Annotated in this window: 19 protein-coding genes and 1 pseudogene; 16 read left to right on the top strand and 4 right to left on the bottom strand. The window is 63.3% G+C overall.

The features are described 5' to 3' along the window. The first annotated feature begins 62 nt into the window (after nucleotides 1–62). From P3T25_RS08890 to P3T25_RS08910, 5 genes are all read left to right on the top strand, one after another. Entirely contained in the window at nucleotides 63–365 is a 303-nt protein-coding gene (locus P3T25_RS08890; RefSeq protein ID WP_171925713.1) for a Dabb family protein, read from the top strand. 8 nt (nucleotides 366–373) lie between these two features. Continuing rightward, complete coding sequence (locus P3T25_RS08895) at nucleotides 374–859, top strand: PaaI family thioesterase (protein WP_154559252.1); 486 nt, start codon at nucleotides 374–376, stop codon at nucleotides 857–859. Between the two features lie 114 nt (nucleotides 860–973). After that, nucleotides 974–1,972: an NADP-dependent oxidoreductase gene (locus P3T25_RS08900; protein ID WP_429357914.1), complete on the top strand. Its 999-nt coding sequence runs from the start codon at nucleotides 974–976 to the stop codon at nucleotides 1,970–1,972. Between the two features lie 118 nt (nucleotides 1,973–2,090). Beyond that, the gene (locus P3T25_RS08905) at nucleotides 2,091–2,978 is read left to right on the top strand and encodes an SDR family oxidoreductase (RefSeq protein WP_154559254.1); all 888 of its coding nucleotides are present in this window, start codon (nucleotides 2,091–2,093) and stop codon (nucleotides 2,976–2,978) included. 60 nt (nucleotides 2,979–3,038) lie between these two features. Beyond that, a complete protein-coding gene (locus P3T25_RS08910) occupies nucleotides 3,039–3,998 on the top strand; it encodes an alpha/beta hydrolase (RefSeq protein WP_171925710.1) in 960 nt (319 codons plus the stop codon). A 102-nt stretch (nucleotides 3,999–4,100) separates the two neighbouring features. On the opposite strand, the gene P3T25_RS08915 is transcribed toward P3T25_RS08910, so the two are convergent. The 3 genes from P3T25_RS08915 to P3T25_RS08925 are packed head-to-tail and all read right to left on the bottom strand — an operon-like array spanning nucleotide 4,101 to nucleotide 6,344. Then, entirely contained in the window at nucleotides 4,101–4,964 is an 864-nt protein-coding gene (locus P3T25_RS08915) for an NRDE family protein (protein WP_171925709.1), read from the bottom strand. 24 nt (nucleotides 4,965–4,988) lie between these two features. Continuing rightward, nucleotides 4,989–5,201 carry an AbrB/MazE/SpoVT family DNA-binding domain-containing protein gene (locus tag P3T25_RS08920; RefSeq protein WP_171925708.1) on the bottom strand — a complete coding sequence of 71 codons (213 nt, stop codon included), beginning with the start codon at nucleotides 5,199–5,201 and terminating at the stop codon, nucleotides 4,989–4,991. 45 nt (nucleotides 5,202–5,246) lie between these two features. Continuing rightward, nucleotides 5,247–6,344 (bottom strand): YgfZ/GcvT domain-containing protein, encoded by a 1,098-nt coding sequence (locus P3T25_RS08925; RefSeq protein WP_429357915.1) that lies wholly within the window; start codon nucleotides 6,342–6,344, stop codon nucleotides 5,247–5,249. 78 nt (nucleotides 6,345–6,422) lie between these two features. Here P3T25_RS08925 and mltG point away from each other — a divergent pair, with 78 nt between their 5' ends. The 11 genes and pseudogenes from mltG to P3T25_RS08980 all read left to right on the top strand — a co-directional run bounded on the left by mltG (nucleotide 6,423) and on the right by P3T25_RS08980 (nucleotide 16,768). Beyond that, nucleotides 6,423–7,433: an endolytic transglycosylase MltG gene (mltG, locus tag P3T25_RS08930; RefSeq protein WP_429357916.1), complete on the top strand. Its 1,011-nt coding sequence runs from the start codon at nucleotides 6,423–6,425 to the stop codon at nucleotides 7,431–7,433. Next, nucleotides 7,433–8,053 (top strand): dTMP kinase, encoded by a 621-nt coding sequence (tmk, locus tag P3T25_RS08935; protein WP_408304771.1) that lies wholly within the window; start codon nucleotides 7,433–7,435, stop codon nucleotides 8,051–8,053. Before mltG ends, tmk begins: the two co-directional genes overlap by 1 nt. 94 nt (nucleotides 8,054–8,147) lie before the next feature. After that, complete coding sequence (locus tag P3T25_RS08940; RefSeq protein ID WP_408273586.1) at nucleotides 8,148–9,182, top strand: DNA polymerase III subunit delta'; 1,035 nt, start codon at nucleotides 8,148–8,150, stop codon at nucleotides 9,180–9,182. Nucleotides 9,183–9,289: 107 nt separating this feature from the next. After that, entirely contained in the window at nucleotides 9,290–9,808 is a 519-nt protein-coding gene (locus P3T25_RS08945; protein WP_429357917.1) for an N-acetyltransferase family protein, read from the top strand. Between the two features lie 46 nt (nucleotides 9,809–9,854). Beyond that, the gene (locus P3T25_RS08950; RefSeq protein WP_266238948.1) at nucleotides 9,855–10,646 is read left to right on the top strand and encodes a TatD family hydrolase; all 792 of its coding nucleotides are present in this window, start codon (nucleotides 9,855–9,857) and stop codon (nucleotides 10,644–10,646) included. A 52-nt stretch (nucleotides 10,647–10,698) separates the two neighbouring features. Further along, a complete protein-coding gene (locus P3T25_RS08955) occupies nucleotides 10,699–11,439 on the top strand; it encodes an ankyrin repeat domain-containing protein (RefSeq protein WP_429357918.1) in 741 nt (246 codons plus the stop codon). Nucleotides 11,440–11,653: 214 nt separating this feature from the next. Continuing rightward, the gene (locus tag P3T25_RS08960; protein WP_054042704.1) at nucleotides 11,654–12,010 is read left to right on the top strand and encodes a Rap1a/Tai family immunity protein; all 357 of its coding nucleotides are present in this window, start codon (nucleotides 11,654–11,656) and stop codon (nucleotides 12,008–12,010) included. Between the two features lie 357 nt (nucleotides 12,011–12,367). Continuing rightward, a pseudogene (locus P3T25_RS08965) lies at nucleotides 12,368–12,559 on the top strand (mechanosensitive ion channel family protein); the annotation flags it as partial. A gap of 193 nt (nucleotides 12,560–12,752) precedes the next feature. After that, entirely contained in the window at nucleotides 12,753–14,165 is a 1,413-nt protein-coding gene (gene otsA / locus P3T25_RS08970) for an alpha,alpha-trehalose-phosphate synthase (UDP-forming) (protein WP_171925702.1), read from the top strand. Nucleotides 14,166–14,232: 67 nt separating this feature from the next. Beyond that, on the top strand, nucleotides 14,233–15,399 hold the full coding sequence (locus P3T25_RS08975; RefSeq protein ID WP_429357919.1) for an AAA family ATPase: 1,167 nt from the start codon (nucleotides 14,233–14,235) through the stop codon (nucleotides 15,397–15,399). Nucleotides 15,400–15,700: 301 nt separating this feature from the next. After that, nucleotides 15,701–16,768: a glycosyltransferase family 4 protein gene (locus P3T25_RS08980; protein ID WP_154559265.1), complete on the top strand. Its 1,068-nt coding sequence runs from the start codon at nucleotides 15,701–15,703 to the stop codon at nucleotides 16,766–16,768. A gap of 139 nt (nucleotides 16,769–16,907) precedes the next feature. On the opposite strand, the gene P3T25_RS08985 is transcribed toward P3T25_RS08980, so the two are convergent. Continuing rightward, nucleotides 16,908–17,495, bottom strand: a complete 588-nt coding sequence (locus P3T25_RS08985; RefSeq protein WP_171925700.1) for a BPSL1445 family SYLF domain-containing lipoprotein — start codon at nucleotides 17,493–17,495, stop codon at nucleotides 16,908–16,910. Nucleotides 17,496–17,630 lie beyond the last annotated feature (135 nt).

A 17,630-nucleotide genomic window follows, 5' to 3' on the forward strand; every position in this document is an offset into this window, starting at 1 on the left:
GGTTATGATTTCCTGCTGTGCTAAGTCCCGGCCCAACGAACTGAATCGAAGAAGGTGATCCCGTGATCCGTCATATTGTGATGTGGAAGCTCAAGGAAACTGCAGAAGGTGCCTCGCGTGCCGAAAACGTCCTGAAGCTGAAGGAAAAACTCGAAGGCTGCCGCGACATTGTTCCGGGCATGCTCAAGCTCGAAGTCGGCATCGCGGCACCGGGCCTCGAATCGACCTACGACATCGTGCTGGTGTCGGACTTCACCGACAAAGCCGCGCTCGACGCCTACCAGGTCCATCCGACGCACCAGGCGCTGAAAGGCTTCGTCGGTGCGGTGCGCGAATCGCGTGAATGTGTCGACTACGAAATCTGAAATCCGCAATGACCGACTCATCCTCATCTAAAGCGAGCAGCGCGACGCTGCCCGAAAGCCCGTTCGTCGACCGGCTCGGCGCGCAACTCGTCTCGGCGGCGGATGGCGCCAGCGAGGTCGTGTTGCCGCTGCAACCCGATCACATGAATACGTGGGATGTCGCGCATGGCGGCGTGACCATGACGCTCGCCGACGTCGCGCTTGCGATGGCCGCGCGCAGTCTGGCCGGCGACGGCGTCGGCGTGGTCACCGTCGAGATGAAGGTCAACTTCATGCAACCGGGTCGCGGCGAATTGCGCGCCACCGGCCGCGTGCTGCACCGCTCGACCACCATGGCCTATTGCGAAGGCGAGATCCGCGACAGCGAAGGCCACTTCGTCGCCAAAGCACTCGGCACGTTCAAATATATGCGGCGCCTCGCCGTGGGCCGCGACGTGACGCAACAGCGTCTGCGCAGCGATCCTTCGGCGAAACCCGGCCCAAGCGACGGTTAATCACCGGATGAATAGCGTGCGTGTCGAGTGCCGCGCGCGCTGCCCCCTCTTTTGCAGACGCTGTTGGTTCGAACTATTCGCCGATCACATCGGTAACTCATGGAGACGATCGTCATGCCCCAAATCAACCGTCAACTCGTGCTGGCTTCGCGTCCGCAAGGCGCGGTTACGCCCGATAACTTCAAGCTTGTCGAAACGCCGCTGGCGCCGCTTGCCGATGGCGAATTCCGCGTGCGCAATCACTTCCTGTCGCTCGACCCGTACATGCGCGGCCGGATGAACGACAGCAAGTCGTACGCAGCGCCGCAGCCGCTGAACGAAGTGATGATCGGCGGCACGGTGGGCGAAGTGGTGGAGTCGAAGAATCCGAAGTTCGCAGTCGGCGATAAGGTTGTTGCGATGTTCGGCTGGCAGGAGTACGGCACCTCGAATGGTGCGGGCGTGCAGAAAGTCGACGATACGCATGTGCCGCTGTCGGCGTATCTTGGCCCGGTCGGTATGCCCGGCGTGACGGCCTGGTACGGCCTGAACAAAATTATCGTGCCGAAAGCAGGCGAGACGGTGGTGGTTAGCGCGGCGAGCGGAGCCGTGGGCAGCGTGGTCGGGCAACTGGCCAAGCTGGCCGGTGCGCGCGCGGTCGGCATCGCGGGCGGCGCGGACAAGTGCCGCTATGTGGTCGAGACCCTCGGCTTCGACGCCTGTGTCGACTACAAGGCCGGCAATCTGTATCAGGAGCTCAAAGCTGTGACGCCGAATGGTGTCGACGGTTACTTCGAGAACGTCGGCGGCGAAGTGCTCGACGTGACGCTCGCGCGCATGAACGCGTTCGGCCGCATCGCGTTGTGCGGGTTTATCGCGGGCTACGACGGCCAGCCGATGCCGCTCAAGCATCCGTCGCTGATGCTCACGCAGCGGTTGCTGGTGCAGGGCTTCATCGTCAGCGAGCATATGGATGTGTGGCCCGAAGCGCTCAAGCAGCTCGGCACGCTGGTCGCGCAGAAGAAGCTGCAATATCGCGAGACCATCGCGCAAGGGCTCGATGCCGCGCCTGAAGCGTTTATCGGTCTCCTGAAGGGCAAGAACTTCGGCAAGCAACTCGTCAGGCTAATCTGAGCGCGGCAGCTGTCGAGCCGCGCATGCGGTAGATGTCGGTGAGACTCGGCCGATAAACATATCGGCTGAGACGGTTCCCAGCGGATAATCCCCGACCGCTAAATTCAGGAGAGGAAGGATGTTCGAATTCGAAGGCAAGGTGGCGGTGATCACCGGTGCGGCAAGCGGTTTCGGCCGGGCGTTCGCGGAGAAGGGCGCGTCGCTCGGCATGAAGCTCGTGCTCGCCGACGTGAATCCCGAGGCGCTCGCGCAAACCGTCGACGCATTGCGCGCCGGCGGTGCGGAGGCGATTGGCGTGCCGACCGACGTGTCCGATGCCGCCCAGGTCGAAGCGCTCGCGCAAGCGGCGCTCGACGCCTTCGGTAAAGTCCATCTGCTCTTTAACAATGCGGGCGTGGGCTCGGGCGGCTTCCTCTGGGAAAGCACGGCGAACGACTGGGCGTGGGTGTTCAACGTCAACGTGATGGGCGTCGCGCACGGCGTGCGCGCCTTCACGCCGATCATGCTGCGGCAGAACGAACCCGCGCATATCGTCAACACGGCGTCGGTGGCGGGCTTGTTGTCGCCGCCCGCGATGGGCATCTACAACGCCTCGAAGCACGCCGTCGTGTCGTTGACGGAGACGCTTTATCACGACCTGCAGTTGGCGCAAGCCGGGCATACGGAGGGCGGTGCAGTCGGCTGTTCATTGTTGTGTCCGGCCTTCGTGCCGACCGGCATCGCCGACGCGGAACGCGCGCGGCCCGCGGATTTGCGCAACGATAGCAGGCCGACCCGCTCGCAGATCGCCGCCGGCAAGCAACTGCAACGCGCGGTGCAATCGGGCAAGCTGACCGCAGCCGACGTCGCCGACATCACGTTCGAAGCGATCGCTGCGCGGCGTTTCTACATCGTCACGCATCCGGGCATCATGGCGACGGTGAAGCTGCGTCACGAGGACATCGAGCAGTTGCGCAATCCGACTGATCCGATGTCGCTGAAGCCCGAAGTGAAGAACGCGAGCTAGGTGCTGTTTCCCCACTTTTGATCCACTAACCTTCGCCGCCCACGCGCCACTCGACGCCCAATGCCGCTGAACCCGAAAATCGAGCAGGTGCTCGACATGATCGCGCGCGCGAAACGCCCGCAACTTCACGAGTTGACTCCGCAACAGGCGCGCGCGTCCTACGAAAAAAGCGCGCCGATCCTGGAGATCGCGAGCGCGCCAATGTTCGCGATAGAAGACCTGCGCGTGCCGACACGCGACGGCGCGACGATTCGTGCGCGGCTTTATCAACCTGTCGAGCCGAGCTGGGCCGAGCCTGCGCCGGCGTTGGTGTATTACCACGGCGGGGGCTTTACGGTCGGCAGCGTCGCTACGCACGATGCGTTGTGCCGGATGTTCGCGCGCGACGGACGTTGCACGGTGCTGTCGGTCGATTACCGGCTCGCACCCGAGTACAAATTTCCCACCGCCGTTGAAGACGCATTCGATGCGTTGACCTGGCTGCACGCGCATGCCGCGGAGTACGGCATCGATGCGGAGCGGCTGGCGGTGGGCGGCGATAGCGCGGGCGGCACGCTGGCAACGGTGTGCGCGGTGTTGGCACGCGATGCGGGCATCAAGCTCGTGCTGCAATTGTTGATTTATCCGGGCGCCACGGGCTATCAGCAAACCGATTCGCACTCGCGCCTCGCCGATGGCTTCCTGCTGTCGGGCGACACGATTCAATGGTTCTTCGACCAATACGTGCGAGATAAAAGCGACCGCGACGACTGGCGTTTCGCGCCGCTCGACGGGACGCGCGGCGCGCCTGATTTCAGCGGCCTTGCACCGGCATGGATCGCGACCGCCGAATACGATCCTTTAAGCGACGAAGGCGACGCGTATGCGGAGAAACTACGCGCAGCGGGCAACCGGGTTGCGCTAAAACGCTACCCGGGCATGATTCACGAGTTCTTCAAGATGGGTGGCTACGTGCCTGACGTCGCAGAGGCACATGCGGATGCCGCCGCGGCTTTGCGGGTGGCGTTCGGTGTGGAGTAGTCTGCGCTCTGCATAGGCCGTCTGGGAGATCGTGCGATTGATCACCCGACTGCACCATGGCGAGGCGGTCATTAAGTGATCGTCAGGCAGTGAATGGCCGGGCTAGTCGCCAAACGTTCGTGAGGCGATCTCGCGTTCAACATTGAACGCGAAGCTTCGCTCGAAATCGCCGGGCCGTACGATCCGATGCGAGCCGTTATCGTCGCTGCGTTCGGCGGCCGCTACGCTGATCACCTCGCCATGCGCCACCACGCGCACCGCGGTCGTACCGCGCGTGCCGTATTCCGGCGTTTCGATAAACGCAGCCGACAACGCCCGCTCCCGTTCAAGCGGAATACCGGTGGACGGCAATTCGTCATCGCGTGCGAGACGCGGATCGCGCATCAGATCGATCAGGCGCTCGAGCGGCGGCATCGCGTCGCGCGTGAGCATGGCGCCCAGTTCCGCGCGCTTTTTAACCAGCTTCGGCCAGGCGGTATCGAGCACCGCGTTCGAGATGCCGTGCGTGCCGGACTCGAGCAGTGTGGGTGCGGTGTTCGACCGGTTGCAGTACCAGCCGAGCTCGCGGCGCGTCCAGTCGCCGACGAGCAGATTGAAGCCGTTGTAGATATCGCCGGTTTGCGCGACGTGTTGCAGATAGTCGAGCGGCGTTTCGTGCGCCCCGTTGTCCGAGCCTTTTGCGGAGCCAGTGAGCCAGTCGCTCACAAGCGTGCCGCGGGTCGGCGCATCGGCGCGCATTTCATGCGGCGCGCGGTAATTGGTCAGCGCGGCGAAGCGGCCATCGCGCGACATCCCGAGCCACGTACCGCCACCCACCAGATCGCGGCCGGCCAGCACGGTCGGCGCGTCATGCCACCAGTTGATCGGCTCGGCGGTGCGGCGGAAGAACTCGTCGCGATTCGCGGCGAGCGTGAGAAGCGGTCCGTCGACCGCATCGGGTCGCCAGTCGAAGACGATCAGGCACATCGGGTGGTGTCTCCCGGTGGGGGCTTAAGAGCGGCAGAATTTGAAGTCTGCAGGAAGTTTGCCGCGAAATTGACGGAGGCACGCGAGGTAGGAATCCCGCTTGGAATCGCCCACACCTTGAGGCTGCGCGTCAGCGGCGATCACGTCGACAGTGTCGCCTTCGCGCAGTTGCAGCGACTGCACCATGTCGGCGGGCAAACGGATAGCGAGGCTATCGCCCCATTTCAAAACCTTCATGGCGCTTCCTATGGATTTAACTGACACGTGTCGAACTTGACCGAATCAGACCTCAGTCGGCAACCCATACGGCAACGCCAGGAACGTCAGCGCCGGACCCTCCGCCGCGCCCAGATGCACCGTGCCGCCTTCGAGCGCCGCCAGCTTGATCTCCACCAGCACGTCGACACCACCCTCCGGCGCCGACGCCGCATTCACCACCATCCCGCACGGCTGGCCCGGATCGTTCGAATGGAAAAGTTCGGCTCCGGCCCTGACCGTCTCCAGTTCGCCCGCCACGTTCGCGAGCGAGGTGCGCCGCTTGATCGTGCCGCGATACTGGCTGCGCGCCACCACTTCCTGACCCGGATAGCAGCCTTTGCGGAAATTGACCGCGCCGAGCACGTCGAAGTTGACCATCTGCGGCACGAACTGCTCGACCACCGGTTGCGTGATGCGCGGCTCGCCCGCGCAAATGTCGAGCCAATCCCATACCGCCGGCGACACGCGCTTGAGCTTTTCGTCGAGCAAGGGCAGGCGCGCCTCGACCGCGGCCTTCGGGCCGACCCACAGATAGCGCAAGCGGCCGAGCGCGTCCGGAACGCGAATCAGCGATCCCGCCGTGCTGTCCACCTGAACGTGCACGCCGTCGGGCAGCGCATCGAACACACCGGAAAGCGCTTTGCGCACGTCGCCCGCCAGACCCACCACCGCCAGTTCGCCGCTCGCATCAACCAGCTTGGCCTTGGCGCGCAGAACGAACATGGACAGTCGTTTCTGCACGGCGGCCTGCACGTCCTTCGACACCAGCAAACGGATCGTCTCGCCGGTGCGCCACGTCAGGAACGACGCCAGCAGCCGGCCCTTGGCCGAGCAATAGCCCGCAAGGCGCGCATTGGCGGCGTCGAGATGCTGGGTGTCGTTGGTCAATTGGCCGTGCAGGAAGCTCGCCGCGTCGTCACCGGTTGCGTCGATCACGCCGAATTGCGTCAGCGGCATGTAGGCGCCTTGCCCGATGACAGCGTCGAATTCGTCAGCAGCGGGGCGCGGCAAAACAGGAAGTCCGACGGGTGCGGAAGCCTGTGCCGTGGCGGCAGTGCCCGTGTGAGCAACTGCGGGCGCAACTGAAGGCGTGCCTGAAGCGGTAGCGAGCGGTGTGTTCATGGATTCCGGGAACAGTCAATTCTGACTTTAGCTAAGGCAAACAAGTATTATATGAGGTCCAACCCAGCCACGTTTCGCATGTCCCTTCTGAAGAAATGTTTCGTCGCCGGCTCAATCGTCATTGTGCTGGCCGCAGCCGCAATCGCAGGCGGATATCACTGGGCCACCAGCCCACTCGATTTGACCCCCGCGCAACTCGATGTCACCGTCAAGCCGCACAGCAGCTTGCGCAGCGTCACGCTGCAGCTCAACCGCGGCGGCGTGCCGGTCGAGCCTGAACTGTTCATCATCATGACGCGGCTGCTCGGTCTGCAAAGCGATCTGAAATCGGGCAACTACGAGTTCAAGACGGGCATCACGCCGTACGAAGTGCTGCAAAAAATCGCCCGCGGCGACGTCAACGAATATGTGGCGACCATTATCGAAGGGTGGACCTTCAAGCGCATGCGCGCCGAGCTGGACGCCAATCCGGCGCTCAAGCACGACACGATCGGCATGAGCGACACCGATCTGATGAGCGCGATCAACGCGCCGGAAGCGTCGCTCGGCAACGGCGAGGGGCTGTTTTTCCCGGACACCTATCTGTTCGACAAGAACACCAGCGATCTGGACGTGTACCGTCGCGCGTACCGGCTGATGCGGTTGCGTCTGGACGAAGCGTGGACCGCGCGTTCGCCGAACCTGCCGTACAAGACGCCGTACGATGCGCTGACGATGGCGTCGATCATCGAAAAGGAAACCGGCAAGAAATCGGACCGGCCGATGGTGGCGGCCGTGTTCGCGAACCGTCTGCGCGTGGGCATGCCGCTGCAAACCGACCCCACCGTGATCTACGGCATGGGCGACAGCTACACGGGCCGCATCAGGAAGAAAGACCTGCAGACCGACACTCCCTACAATACCTACACCCGGATGGGGCTTCCGCCAACACCCATCTCGCTGCCCGGTGTCGCATCGCTGCAGGCGGCGATGAACCCGGCGCAGTCCACCGCGCTGTATTTCGTTTCGCGCGGCGACGGCAGCAGTATCTTTTCTGACACCCTCGGCGATCACAACAAGGCCGTGGACAAATACATTCGAGGGCAATGATGGCGCGGGGCAAATTCATAACGTTTGAGGGCATCGACGGTGCCGGCAAGACCACCCACCTGGGCTGGTTTCGCGAACGCCTCGAAGAGAAAGTCGCGAGCACCGGTCGCTCGGTCGTGATGACGCGCGAGCCGGGCGGCACGCCGCTTGGCGAACAGATCCGCGAAATCGTCCTGCATCAGAAGATGGATCTCGAAACCGAGGCATTGCTGATGTTCGCGCTGCGCCGCCAGCATCTGGCCGAGGTGATCGAGCCGGCGCTGGCGCGCGGCGACTGGGTGCTGTCCGACCGCTTCACGGACGCGACCTTTGCCTACCAGGGCGGCGGCCGCGGCCTGCCGCGCGACAAGCTGGAAACGCTGGAGCGCTGGGTGCAGGGCGGTTTTCAGCCGGACCTGACGGTGCTGTTCGATCTGACGCCGGAGGTCGCAAGCGAACGGCGCAGCGCCGCGCGCGATCCGGATCGGTTCGAAAGCGAGTCGGAGGCATTTTTCAACCGCACCCGTGCCGAATATCTGCGCCGCGCGGAAGAAGCGCCGTACCGGTTCGCTATCATTGACTCTTCGCAGACCATCGTGCGAATTCAGAAGAAACTTGAAGAATTGATCGCAGTTCTTTGATTTTAAAAGAATATAATCCTGAGTTATGACGGTTGACAAAGTTCGCGTGATGCCTCATGAAACGTCGTCAACCGATTGATTTAAAAGAGAAGCGATGATTTATCCGTGGCAAGCCGATGACTGGAACCGCCTGCAGCAGTTGCGTGGACACTGGCCGCATGCCTTGCTGCTGCATGGCCAGGCGGGGATCGGCAAGCTGCGCTTCGCGCAGCACCTCGCGCAGGGGCTTTTGTGCGAAGCCCAGCAGGCCAACGGTGAGCCGTGCGGCGCCTGCGTCGCCTGCAACTGGTTCACACAGGGCAATCATCCTGACTATCGGATCATCGTGCCCGAAGCGCTGGCCGCCGAAGCCGGACTCGCCAGCGCCGCGGACGAAAAAGCCGAAAAGGCCGACGGCGACGAAGGCAAGAAGACGCGCGCGCCCAGCAAGGAGATCAAGATCGAGCAGATTCGTGGCTTGCTCGATTTCGTCGGCGTTGGGTCGCATCGTGGCGGTGCGCGCGTGGTTGTGCTGTATCCGGCCGAGGGGCTGAACATCGCCGCGGCCAACGCGCTCCTGAAAACGCTCGAAGAACCGCCGGCCGGCGTGGTGTTTTTGATGGTGTCGGCGCGCGTCGACCGCCTGCTGCCCACCATCATCAGCCGTTGCCGCCAATGGCCGATGACGATGCCCGCGCCGGAAGTCGCCACGAAGTGGCTCGCCGCGCAAGGCGTCGCCGAAGCGCCCGCGCTGCTCGCCGAAGCCGGCGGCGCGCCGCTCACGGCCCTCGCACTGGCGAGCGACGAGAACCGCACGCTGCGCGACTGGACCCTGAAGCAACTGGCCGCCGGCGCTGATTGCGACGCCTTCGCCTGCGGCGAGGCGCTGCAGAAGCTGCCGGTACCGCTCGTGCTCGGCTGGCTGCAACGCTGGATGTACGATTTGCTGGCACAGCGCACAGCCGGCGCGCCGCGTTATTTCCCTCAGGCGTCGACGGCGTTGTCGCGGTGTGCGTCGCAAGCTGACGCCAGCGCGTTCGCGCGCTTTATGCGCACCGTGACGCGCCAGCGCGCTGTCGAGAACCATCCGCTGAACGCGCGGCTGGTGTTCGAAGAACTGTTTATCGGCTACCGCGAGCTGTTTGCGTAAATCAACTTTGATGGCCGACGGTGTGTGCAAGGCTGGCGTGCCTTAACCCGCCACGCTGATCCATGCATCCGTCCGCCGATTCGCCTTCCATCTCACGTCAAAGCACCATGAGCCTTTCCTACCGCGATGCCACCTTCGACGATCTGCCCGCGATCGTCGCCATCTACAACTCAACCGTGCCGTCGCGGCAAGTCACCGCCGATCTCGAGCCGGTGAGCGTCGAAAGCCGTCTGGCGTGGTTTCATGCGCACGGGCCGCACAAGCGTCCGCTGTGGGTGGTGGAAGATCCGCAGCAGTCCGGCCGCGTGATCGCGTGGCTGAGTTTCTCGGATTTCTACGGCCGCCCGGCTTATCTGCGCACCGCCGAAGTCAGCATCTATCTGGACGAAAGCGCGCGTGGCAAGGGTCTCGGCAAGCAACTACTGGCAGCCTCGCTGGCAGTGGCGCCGACGCTCGGCATCGACACCGTGCTGGGCTTTATCTTTGGCCACAATGACGCGAGCCTGCGCCTGTTTCGCAGCTTCGGTTTCGACACGTGGGGGTCGCTGCCGCGGGTCGCGGTGCTGGACGGCGTGGAGCGCGATCTGGTGATTCTCGGCAAGCGGCTCGAGCCGGCCGCGGCCTGACCGATAACCAGATTCACACCCAGCTACTTATCAGCAGGACATCATCATGTTTGTCGATTCGCACTGCCATATCAACTTCGAAGGACTCGCCGACCGCCTGCCGCAGGTGCTCGAGAACATGCGCAGCCATTCGGTCACGCATGCGCTGTGCGTATCGGTCGATCTGGAGACGTTGCCGTCCGTGCTGGCGATCGCCAACCAGTACGAGAACGTGTATGCGTCGGTTGGAGTGCATCCGGATCACGAGGACATGCGCGAGCCGAGTCTCGCCGAACTGATTGAGTTGGCCGAACATCCGAAGGTGGTCGCGATCGGTGAGACCGGTCTCGACTACTACCGTCTGGAAGGCCGCACGATCGCCGATATGGAATGGCAGCGCGAGCGCTTTCGCACCCATATCCGCGCGGCGCACGCCACGAAGAAGCCGCTGATCATCCACACCCGGTCGTCGGCGGAAGACACGCTGCGCATCATGGCCGAGGAGCGCGCGAGCGAGCCGGGCGGCGTGATGCATTGCTTCACCGAACCGTGGGCGGTCGCCGAGCAGGCGTTGGCGCAGAATTTTTACATATCGCTGTCGGGCATCGTCACCTTCAAGAGCGCGACCGACGTGCAGGACGTTGCGCGCCGCGTGCCGCTCGAGCGTTTGCTGATCGAAACCGACTCGCCGTACCTCGCGCCCGTGCCGTATCGCGGCAAGCCTAATGAACCTGCGTACGTAAGTTATGTCGGACGCTTCATCGCGCAACAGCGCGAGATGCCGGATACGGCACTGGCCGCCGCGACGACACAAAACTTCTTCCGGCTCTTCAAGATTCCCGCGCCGGCTGGTGTGTGATCGGTAAAGCCAATAAATATCAAATGGATAGGGACGTTTCCTAAAGTAAAACATGACAAATTATTCGACTTCGACGGCGGCGATTCAAGAGACTTCAGCGGCGCAAATTGCCCTCGGTTCGGCACGCCGCAGCGTGTCGCGCCTCGCGCTGGCCGCCACGTTTGCCTGCGCCGCGCTGACTTCGCTGGTCGCTTCGCCGGTTCCGGCCGCGCCGATCGACTCGCTCATCAAGTCGGTGAAATTCGACGACGTCGACGGTGTCAACAAGCTGCTCGCCAAGGGCATGGACCCGAACAGTGTCGACAACCAGGGCATCCCGCTGTTGGTGATCGCCGCGCGCGAGAAGTCGGACAAGGTGGGGGCGGCGCTGATTGCCAATCCGAAAACCGACATCGAGATCCAGGATAAAGCCGGCGAGAACGCGATGATGATGGCCGCGCTGGGCGGCGACCTCGACTTCGTCAACCTGCTGATCGCGAAGGACGCCGAAGTCAACAAGAAGGGCTGGGCGCCGCTGCACTATGCGGCTGCGAACGGCCACGACGATATCGTCAAGGTGCTGCTCGACCATTCGGCCTACGTCGACGCCGGCTCGCCGAACGGCACCACGCCGCTGATGATGGCCGCGCGCGGCGGTCACGTGTCGACGGTGAAGCTCCTGCTCGATAACGGCGCGGACCTCACGGTGAAGAACCAGATCGGCCTGACTGCGCTGGATTTCGCGAAGACCTACAAGGAACCGGACGTGGTCGAAGGCCTCACTGCGCGCCTGCAGCAGATGCAACAGAAGTGAAGTGCGCGAAAAGCCGGAGAACCGGCCACCGGGGCGCCAGCTTCACGGACACCGGCTGTCGGTTCCCTGGGCCACAAATTTGCCTGAAGATAGCACCCGTTGGCATGCCTGCCGCTTCGCAAAACAGTGCAGAATGACGACTTGGCGCGTTGCGAGGCGCGCCGGTTCGATGCGGCGCTAGACCGCCTGATAAACGACCCTGGAAAGGAACACCATGCTGCGGGCTTTGATTTTCGCCAGCGCGCTTGCCGTACCGTTATCGGCAGCCGCGTTTACGGGAGGCGACCTCAACAAGCTGTGCACGAAAACCGATGTGGCATCGCGTAGTGCGTGTGCCGCGTATATCGAAGGCGCCGCCGACGGCATCTTCAACACGATCGACGCGATCGGCGGCACCACCGGGCCGCGCGTCGGCCAGTACTACTGCCTGCCGCCGGACGCGCGCTCGGCGCAACTCACCGACGCGGTACGCAAGTACATCGCCGAGAATCCGATCGTCGCGGGATATAACGCCAGCACGGCGATCTCGCTCGGGCTCGGCAAGGCATTTCCTTGCAAGAGCGGTAGCTGATTTGAATTTGATGTGAGTCGCGGCTGACGTTTGCGCCGCGTGCCCGAATCGGGCACGTCGGGCGTTTCAGCCTGCTTGAGCCTTGAGGCGTGTTTCTGGCCGGCTTAAACCCGGCCGCCCGCTTTCACAGGCCGCCGGCTTAAGCACCTATCCCCGGTCCTGGCGGACGAACGCCTAAGATGTCTACAGGCATGCCGCGCCGGAAGCCTCAAATCTGGACGGCGCGCGCCGCTGTTTCAGCGCTCGTCAGCGTCAGTGTCATCAGCGTGGCGTGGCCTTCGTGCTCATGCCCGCTCCCTCGGCATTTTGCCGCCTGTTCGGCCAATGGCCTCGCCCGCGTAGTGCCCGCTCCACGCGATGCCACGGTTGCGCGCCGACGTGTCGGCCGAACTCGAAACCGGCAAGGGCGAACCGCCCGACTGGGTGCCGCGCAGCACGCAGACGCCCGCCGGCAGCACCGCCGCGCACACCGAGGCCGATCCCGTGGCAAGCTGCGCCGGTCGTCATCAGGCGGGCGATCCGTTGCAGCAGGTGAAGGAAAAGGTGTAGCGCCGCATGCAGCGCAGATGAGTGCAACTGATCGGACACCCAGGCGGTCGAATCGTCCATCTGACTCACGAACCTGGCGCGGCATCGCGCGTTTTGCAGCCGCTTGACGTCATCGAAGTGTTGCAGCGCTCGAGGCGTCACCAGCCCCTGAAGTGCGAACGCCGTGCCGTGCGAACAAAGGAGGACTACCAACATGGGCCGACTGATCGTCGTGTCGAATCGCGTCGCAACGCCGACGGAAACCAAAGGGTCGGCAGGCGGCCTCGCGGTCGGCGTGTTCGGCGCGCTGAAGGACGCGGGCGGCGTATGGTTCGGCTGGAGCGGCGACGTGGTGAGCGAGACCGTCGCCAACGCCGGTCCGACGCTGGAGCAGGACGGCGCGGTGACCTTCGCGACCGTCGGCCTCACGCGCAAGGATTACGATCAGTATTACCGCGGTTTCTCGAACGCGACGCTCTGGCCCGTGTTCCACTACCGTAACGACCTTGCACGCTACGAGCGCGACGAGTATGCCGGCTACCGCCGCGTCAACGCATGGCTTGCGCACAAGCTGATCAAGCTGCTCGAACCCGACGATGTGATCTGGATTCACGACTACCATCTGATCCCGTTCGCCGAAGCGCTGCGCTCCGAGGGCATCACGAACCGCATCGGCTTCTTCCTGCATATTCCGTTTCCCGCGCCGCAGATTCTGCTCAACATTCCGCCGCACGAAGAGTTGGTGAAATCGCTGTCGTGCTACGACCTGCTGGGCTTCCAGACCGCAACCGATGAACTCGCTTTCCACGACTACGTGACGCGCCACGCGCGCGGCACCGTGAGCGGAGGCAACCATGTGGAAGCCTTCGGCCGCAAGCTGCGCACGGGCGTCTATCGGATCGGCGTGTTCCCCGATGAAATCGCCGAACAGGCCGAGCGCTACGAAAGCCGCCAGCACGTGCTCGACCTGAAGCAGAGTCTGGAGGGCCGCAAGCTGATCATGAGCGTCGACCGGCTCGATTATTCGAAGGGACTCGTTGAACGTTTTCGCGCCTTCGAGCAACTGCTGGAACGCTCACCCGAATGGCGCGGCAACGTGACGCTCGTGCAGATCGCGCCGCCGACCCGTTCGGACGTCGCCACCTATCAGAAGATCCGCCAGGATCTCGAATACGAAGCAGGGCGCATCAACGGCCGTTATTCGGGCCTCGATTACACGCCGATCCGCTACCTGAATCAGCAGTACGACCGCTGGAAACTGATGTCGCTGTTTCGTGAGTCGCAGATCGGCTTTGTCACACCGTTGCACGACGGCATGAATCTGGTCGCGAAGGAATACGTCGCCGCGCAGAATCCGGACGATCCGGGCGTGCTGGTGCTGTCGATTTTCGCCGGTGCGGCGGCGGAGTTGACTGGCGCGCTGCTGGTCAATCCGCACGATGCGATCGGCATGTGCGAGGCCTTGCAGCGCGCGTTGCAAATGCCGCTCGATGCACGCCAGCGGCGTCACGAGATCAATATGGCGGCGCTGCGCAAGAACGATCTCGGCGTGTGGCGCGATAGCTTCCTGAACGATTTGCGCAGTGTGCCCGTGCAGACGCCGGGCAAGGGCGGTGGACATAAATGATGGTGCGTTTGAACAGAATGGTTTTACTGAGCGCCCGGCAGCGCGCGTTTGATCGAAAGGTGTCCGCATGCTGAGGACGTTGGCCATCGCGGGGTATCGGTCGCTGCGCGAGTTGATCGTGCCGCTCGGGCAGTTGAATGTCATCACAGGCGCGAATGGCAGCGGCAAATCGAGCGTGTATCGCTCGTTGCGTTTGCTGGCCGAGACGGCGCGCGGCGGGGTGATTACATCGCTTGCGCGTGAGGGTGGTTTGCAATCCACGTTGTGGGCTGGGCCTGAACGTTTCTCGCGCGCGGTACTGGCCGGAGAATTGCCAGTCGAGGGCACGCGCCGGAAAGAGCCGGTGAGTCTGCGGCTTGGATTTTCCGGCGATGAGTTCGGTTATGCGATCGATCTCGGGTTGCCGCCGCTCGACAGGGCCACCCGCTTCCCGCTCGACCCCACCATCAAACGCGAGTGCATCTGGAGCGGGCCGGTGCTGCGGCCGTCGGCCTTGCTGGTCGACCGGCACGGCGCAGCGCTGCGTACGCGTGACGAGCAGGGCGAGTGGCAAACCATCCCTCAACCCGTCGCGAGTTTCGACAGCATGATGACGGAGTTCTCCGACCCACGGACCGCTCCCGAGATGATCACAGTGCGCGAGCAGATTCGTTCGTGGCGCTTTTACGACCACTTCCGCACCGATGCAGAAGCCGCCGTGCGTCTGCCGCAGATTGGCACGCATACCCCGGTGCTCTCGAACGACGGTGCGGACCTCGCCGCGGCCTTGCAAACCATTCGCGAGATCGGTGACCCGGTTGCGCTCGATGCCGCCATCGACGACGCCTTTCCCGGTTCGCGCCTCGACGTCGTCTCGCAGGACGGCCGCTTCGAAGTATCGATGCAGCAACACGGCCTGCTGCGGCCGCTGAAGGGCGCGGAGCTGTCGGACGGCACCTTGCGATATCTGTTGCTGGTGGCCGCGTTGCTCACGCCGCGTCCGCCGGCGTTGCTGGTGCTGAACGAACCGGAGACGAGCTTGCACCCGGACCTGCTGCCGGCGCTGGCGCGCCTGATCGCGCGGGCTTCCGCGCATTCCCAGGTGCTGGTGGTGTCGCACGCGGCGCGGTTGATCGCGGCGCTCGAACGAGAGGACGGCAGCCAGTCGATCGTGCTCGAGAAGCACTTTGGCGCCACGCGCATCACCGATGCGGACGATCGCGACCTGCCGCCGTGGAAATGGCCGGCGCGATAACCGTGGCCACGTGATCTGGTTGAGGGCAATCGGCAGGCGAGGTACCCAGGCTACGTACCTAAGCTACATACCTGAGCGGATAATAGGCGCGCCATCGGATGTAAGTCGAATGTAACAGCGCACAGGAATTGCAAGGCCAAGGGTTTTTTTGTTCCGCCCTGGTGAATAATGGTGTGATGCGGATGGTGCAGGCGGACGCCCGGCGTTCACTGCATTGATGGAGAAGGACCGGCGCTGTCATAAACAGCGCCGCTGACGTGCACCGCCATCGGCGCGAGCCGTCAGTTCACGGAGACAAAATATGAAGATTGCGCAGATCGCCCCTTTGACCGAATCGGTGCCGCCGAAGCTATACGGCGGCACGGAGCGCGTCGTGTCCTACATCACCGAGGCGCTGGTCGATCTCGGCCATGACGTGACGCTGTTCGCGAGCGGCGACTCCGTCACGAGTGCAAAGCTCGAACCCGTCTGGCCGCGTGCGCTGCGTCTGGACCCGGGTATCCGCGACCGCATCGCGCCCCACATGCTGTTGATGGAACTGGTGCGCCGCCAGGCCGAAAACTTCGACGTGCTGCATTTTCACCTCGACTATTACTCGTTTTCGGTCTTCAAGCGCCAGGAGACACCCTTCGTCACGACGATGCACGGCCGCCTCGATTTACCCGAGCAACAGCCGGTGTTCGACACCTTCAACACCGCGCCCGTGATCTCGATTTCGAATTCGCAGCGCCATCCGTTGCCGCAGGCCAAGTGGCTCACCACCGTCTATCACGGTCTGCCGGAGCAGCTCTACACGCCGCAACCGGTCGAGCAGAAGTACCTCGCGTTTCTTGGCCGTATCTCGCCGGAAAAGCGCGTCGATACCGCGATCCGGATTGCCGGACGCTGCGGCATGCAGATTCGCATTGCCGCGAAAGTGGACGCTGCCGATCGCGAATACTTCGAACGCGAAATCCGGCCGTTGCTGGACTTGCCGTATGTCGAGTTCATCGGCGAGATCGCGGATAACCAGAAGGCGGAGTTTCTATCCGGCGCGCATGCGCTGCTCTTCCCGATTGACTGGCCGGAGCCGTTCGGCCTCGTGATGATCGAAGCGATGGCGTGCGGCACGCCGGTGATTGCGTTTAACCGCGGCTCGGTACCGGAAGTGCTCGACGACGGCGTGACAGGCTTCATTGTCGAAGACGAGATCGGCGCGGTGGCGGCGGTCAATCGCCTGCACAAGATGCCGCGGGCGGGCGTGCGGCAACGCTTCGAAGAGCGCTTCACGTCGCACCGGATGGCGCAACAGTATGTGGATGCGTATCAGTCGGTGATTCGCGCGCAGAAGCGTTCGCGCTTCAAGGTGATCGATACGTCGGGGAGTTGAGCGGCGTAAAACCGGCCCACACGGCGGCATGAAAAAGAACGGCGATGTGCACTACGCATCGCCGTTTTTTATTACCGCTGTGCCTGGGGCCGGTAACCGGATCACGCGGGATCACACGGGATCGCGCGGGGCCGCGAGCCTAGATCTTCAGGCGCGTTACCTTGGTGCCCTGCAGCGAGACATCGGCCATCAGGCCGGCATTGGTCAAAATGAATACTTCGACCGGGGCAGTCGCCGTGGTCGTGTCGATCGCGCCGTTGGCGCCCATCTTCACCAATGCGACGGAGGCGTCGCCGCCCGCCGACCAGCCATCGGCATTGCGGAATGTGTCGAGCGAATCCTGCGTCATGAACAGGAAGATGATGGCCTTCGATTGCGCGCCCGCCTGCAGACCGAGCGAGCCGGAAACCGTGCTGTAGTAGCCGACCGTGCCGCCGCCTACGCGCAGCGCACCTTCGCCATACTGGCCGCCAACGATGAAGCCTGCTTGCAGTACCGACGGGAACACCAGTACGCCGCGCGCCTTGGAGACGAGTTCGCGCGAACCCTTCACGGTTGTGAACAGGCGCGACATGGTGCCGTCGACGCTGGCGTCGATCGACTGGCGTTTGGAGGCATCAGTGGAGGGTGTGCTGGGGTTGCCGCTGTTAGTCGTGCAACCAGCGAGTGCAAGGCCTCCGAAAGCGAGCGCAGCGGTAGTCTTCAGCATGAAGTTTCGTCTTTGCATCGTTTTTCTCCATCATGGTTCCTGGGCACAACCTCATATGGTGTTGCCGGGTTGCCTTTAAGTTATATCACACGCAAGCGTAGACGGCGTACTTCGTGGTTCGGCGAAAAGCCTTGTGGGGCGGGGGTTTGCGAC

The sequence above is a fragment of the Paraburkholderia sp. GAS32 genome (assembly GCF_050434225.1).
Classification (GTDB): domain Bacteria; phylum Pseudomonadota; class Gammaproteobacteria; order Burkholderiales; family Burkholderiaceae; genus Paraburkholderia; species Paraburkholderia madseniana.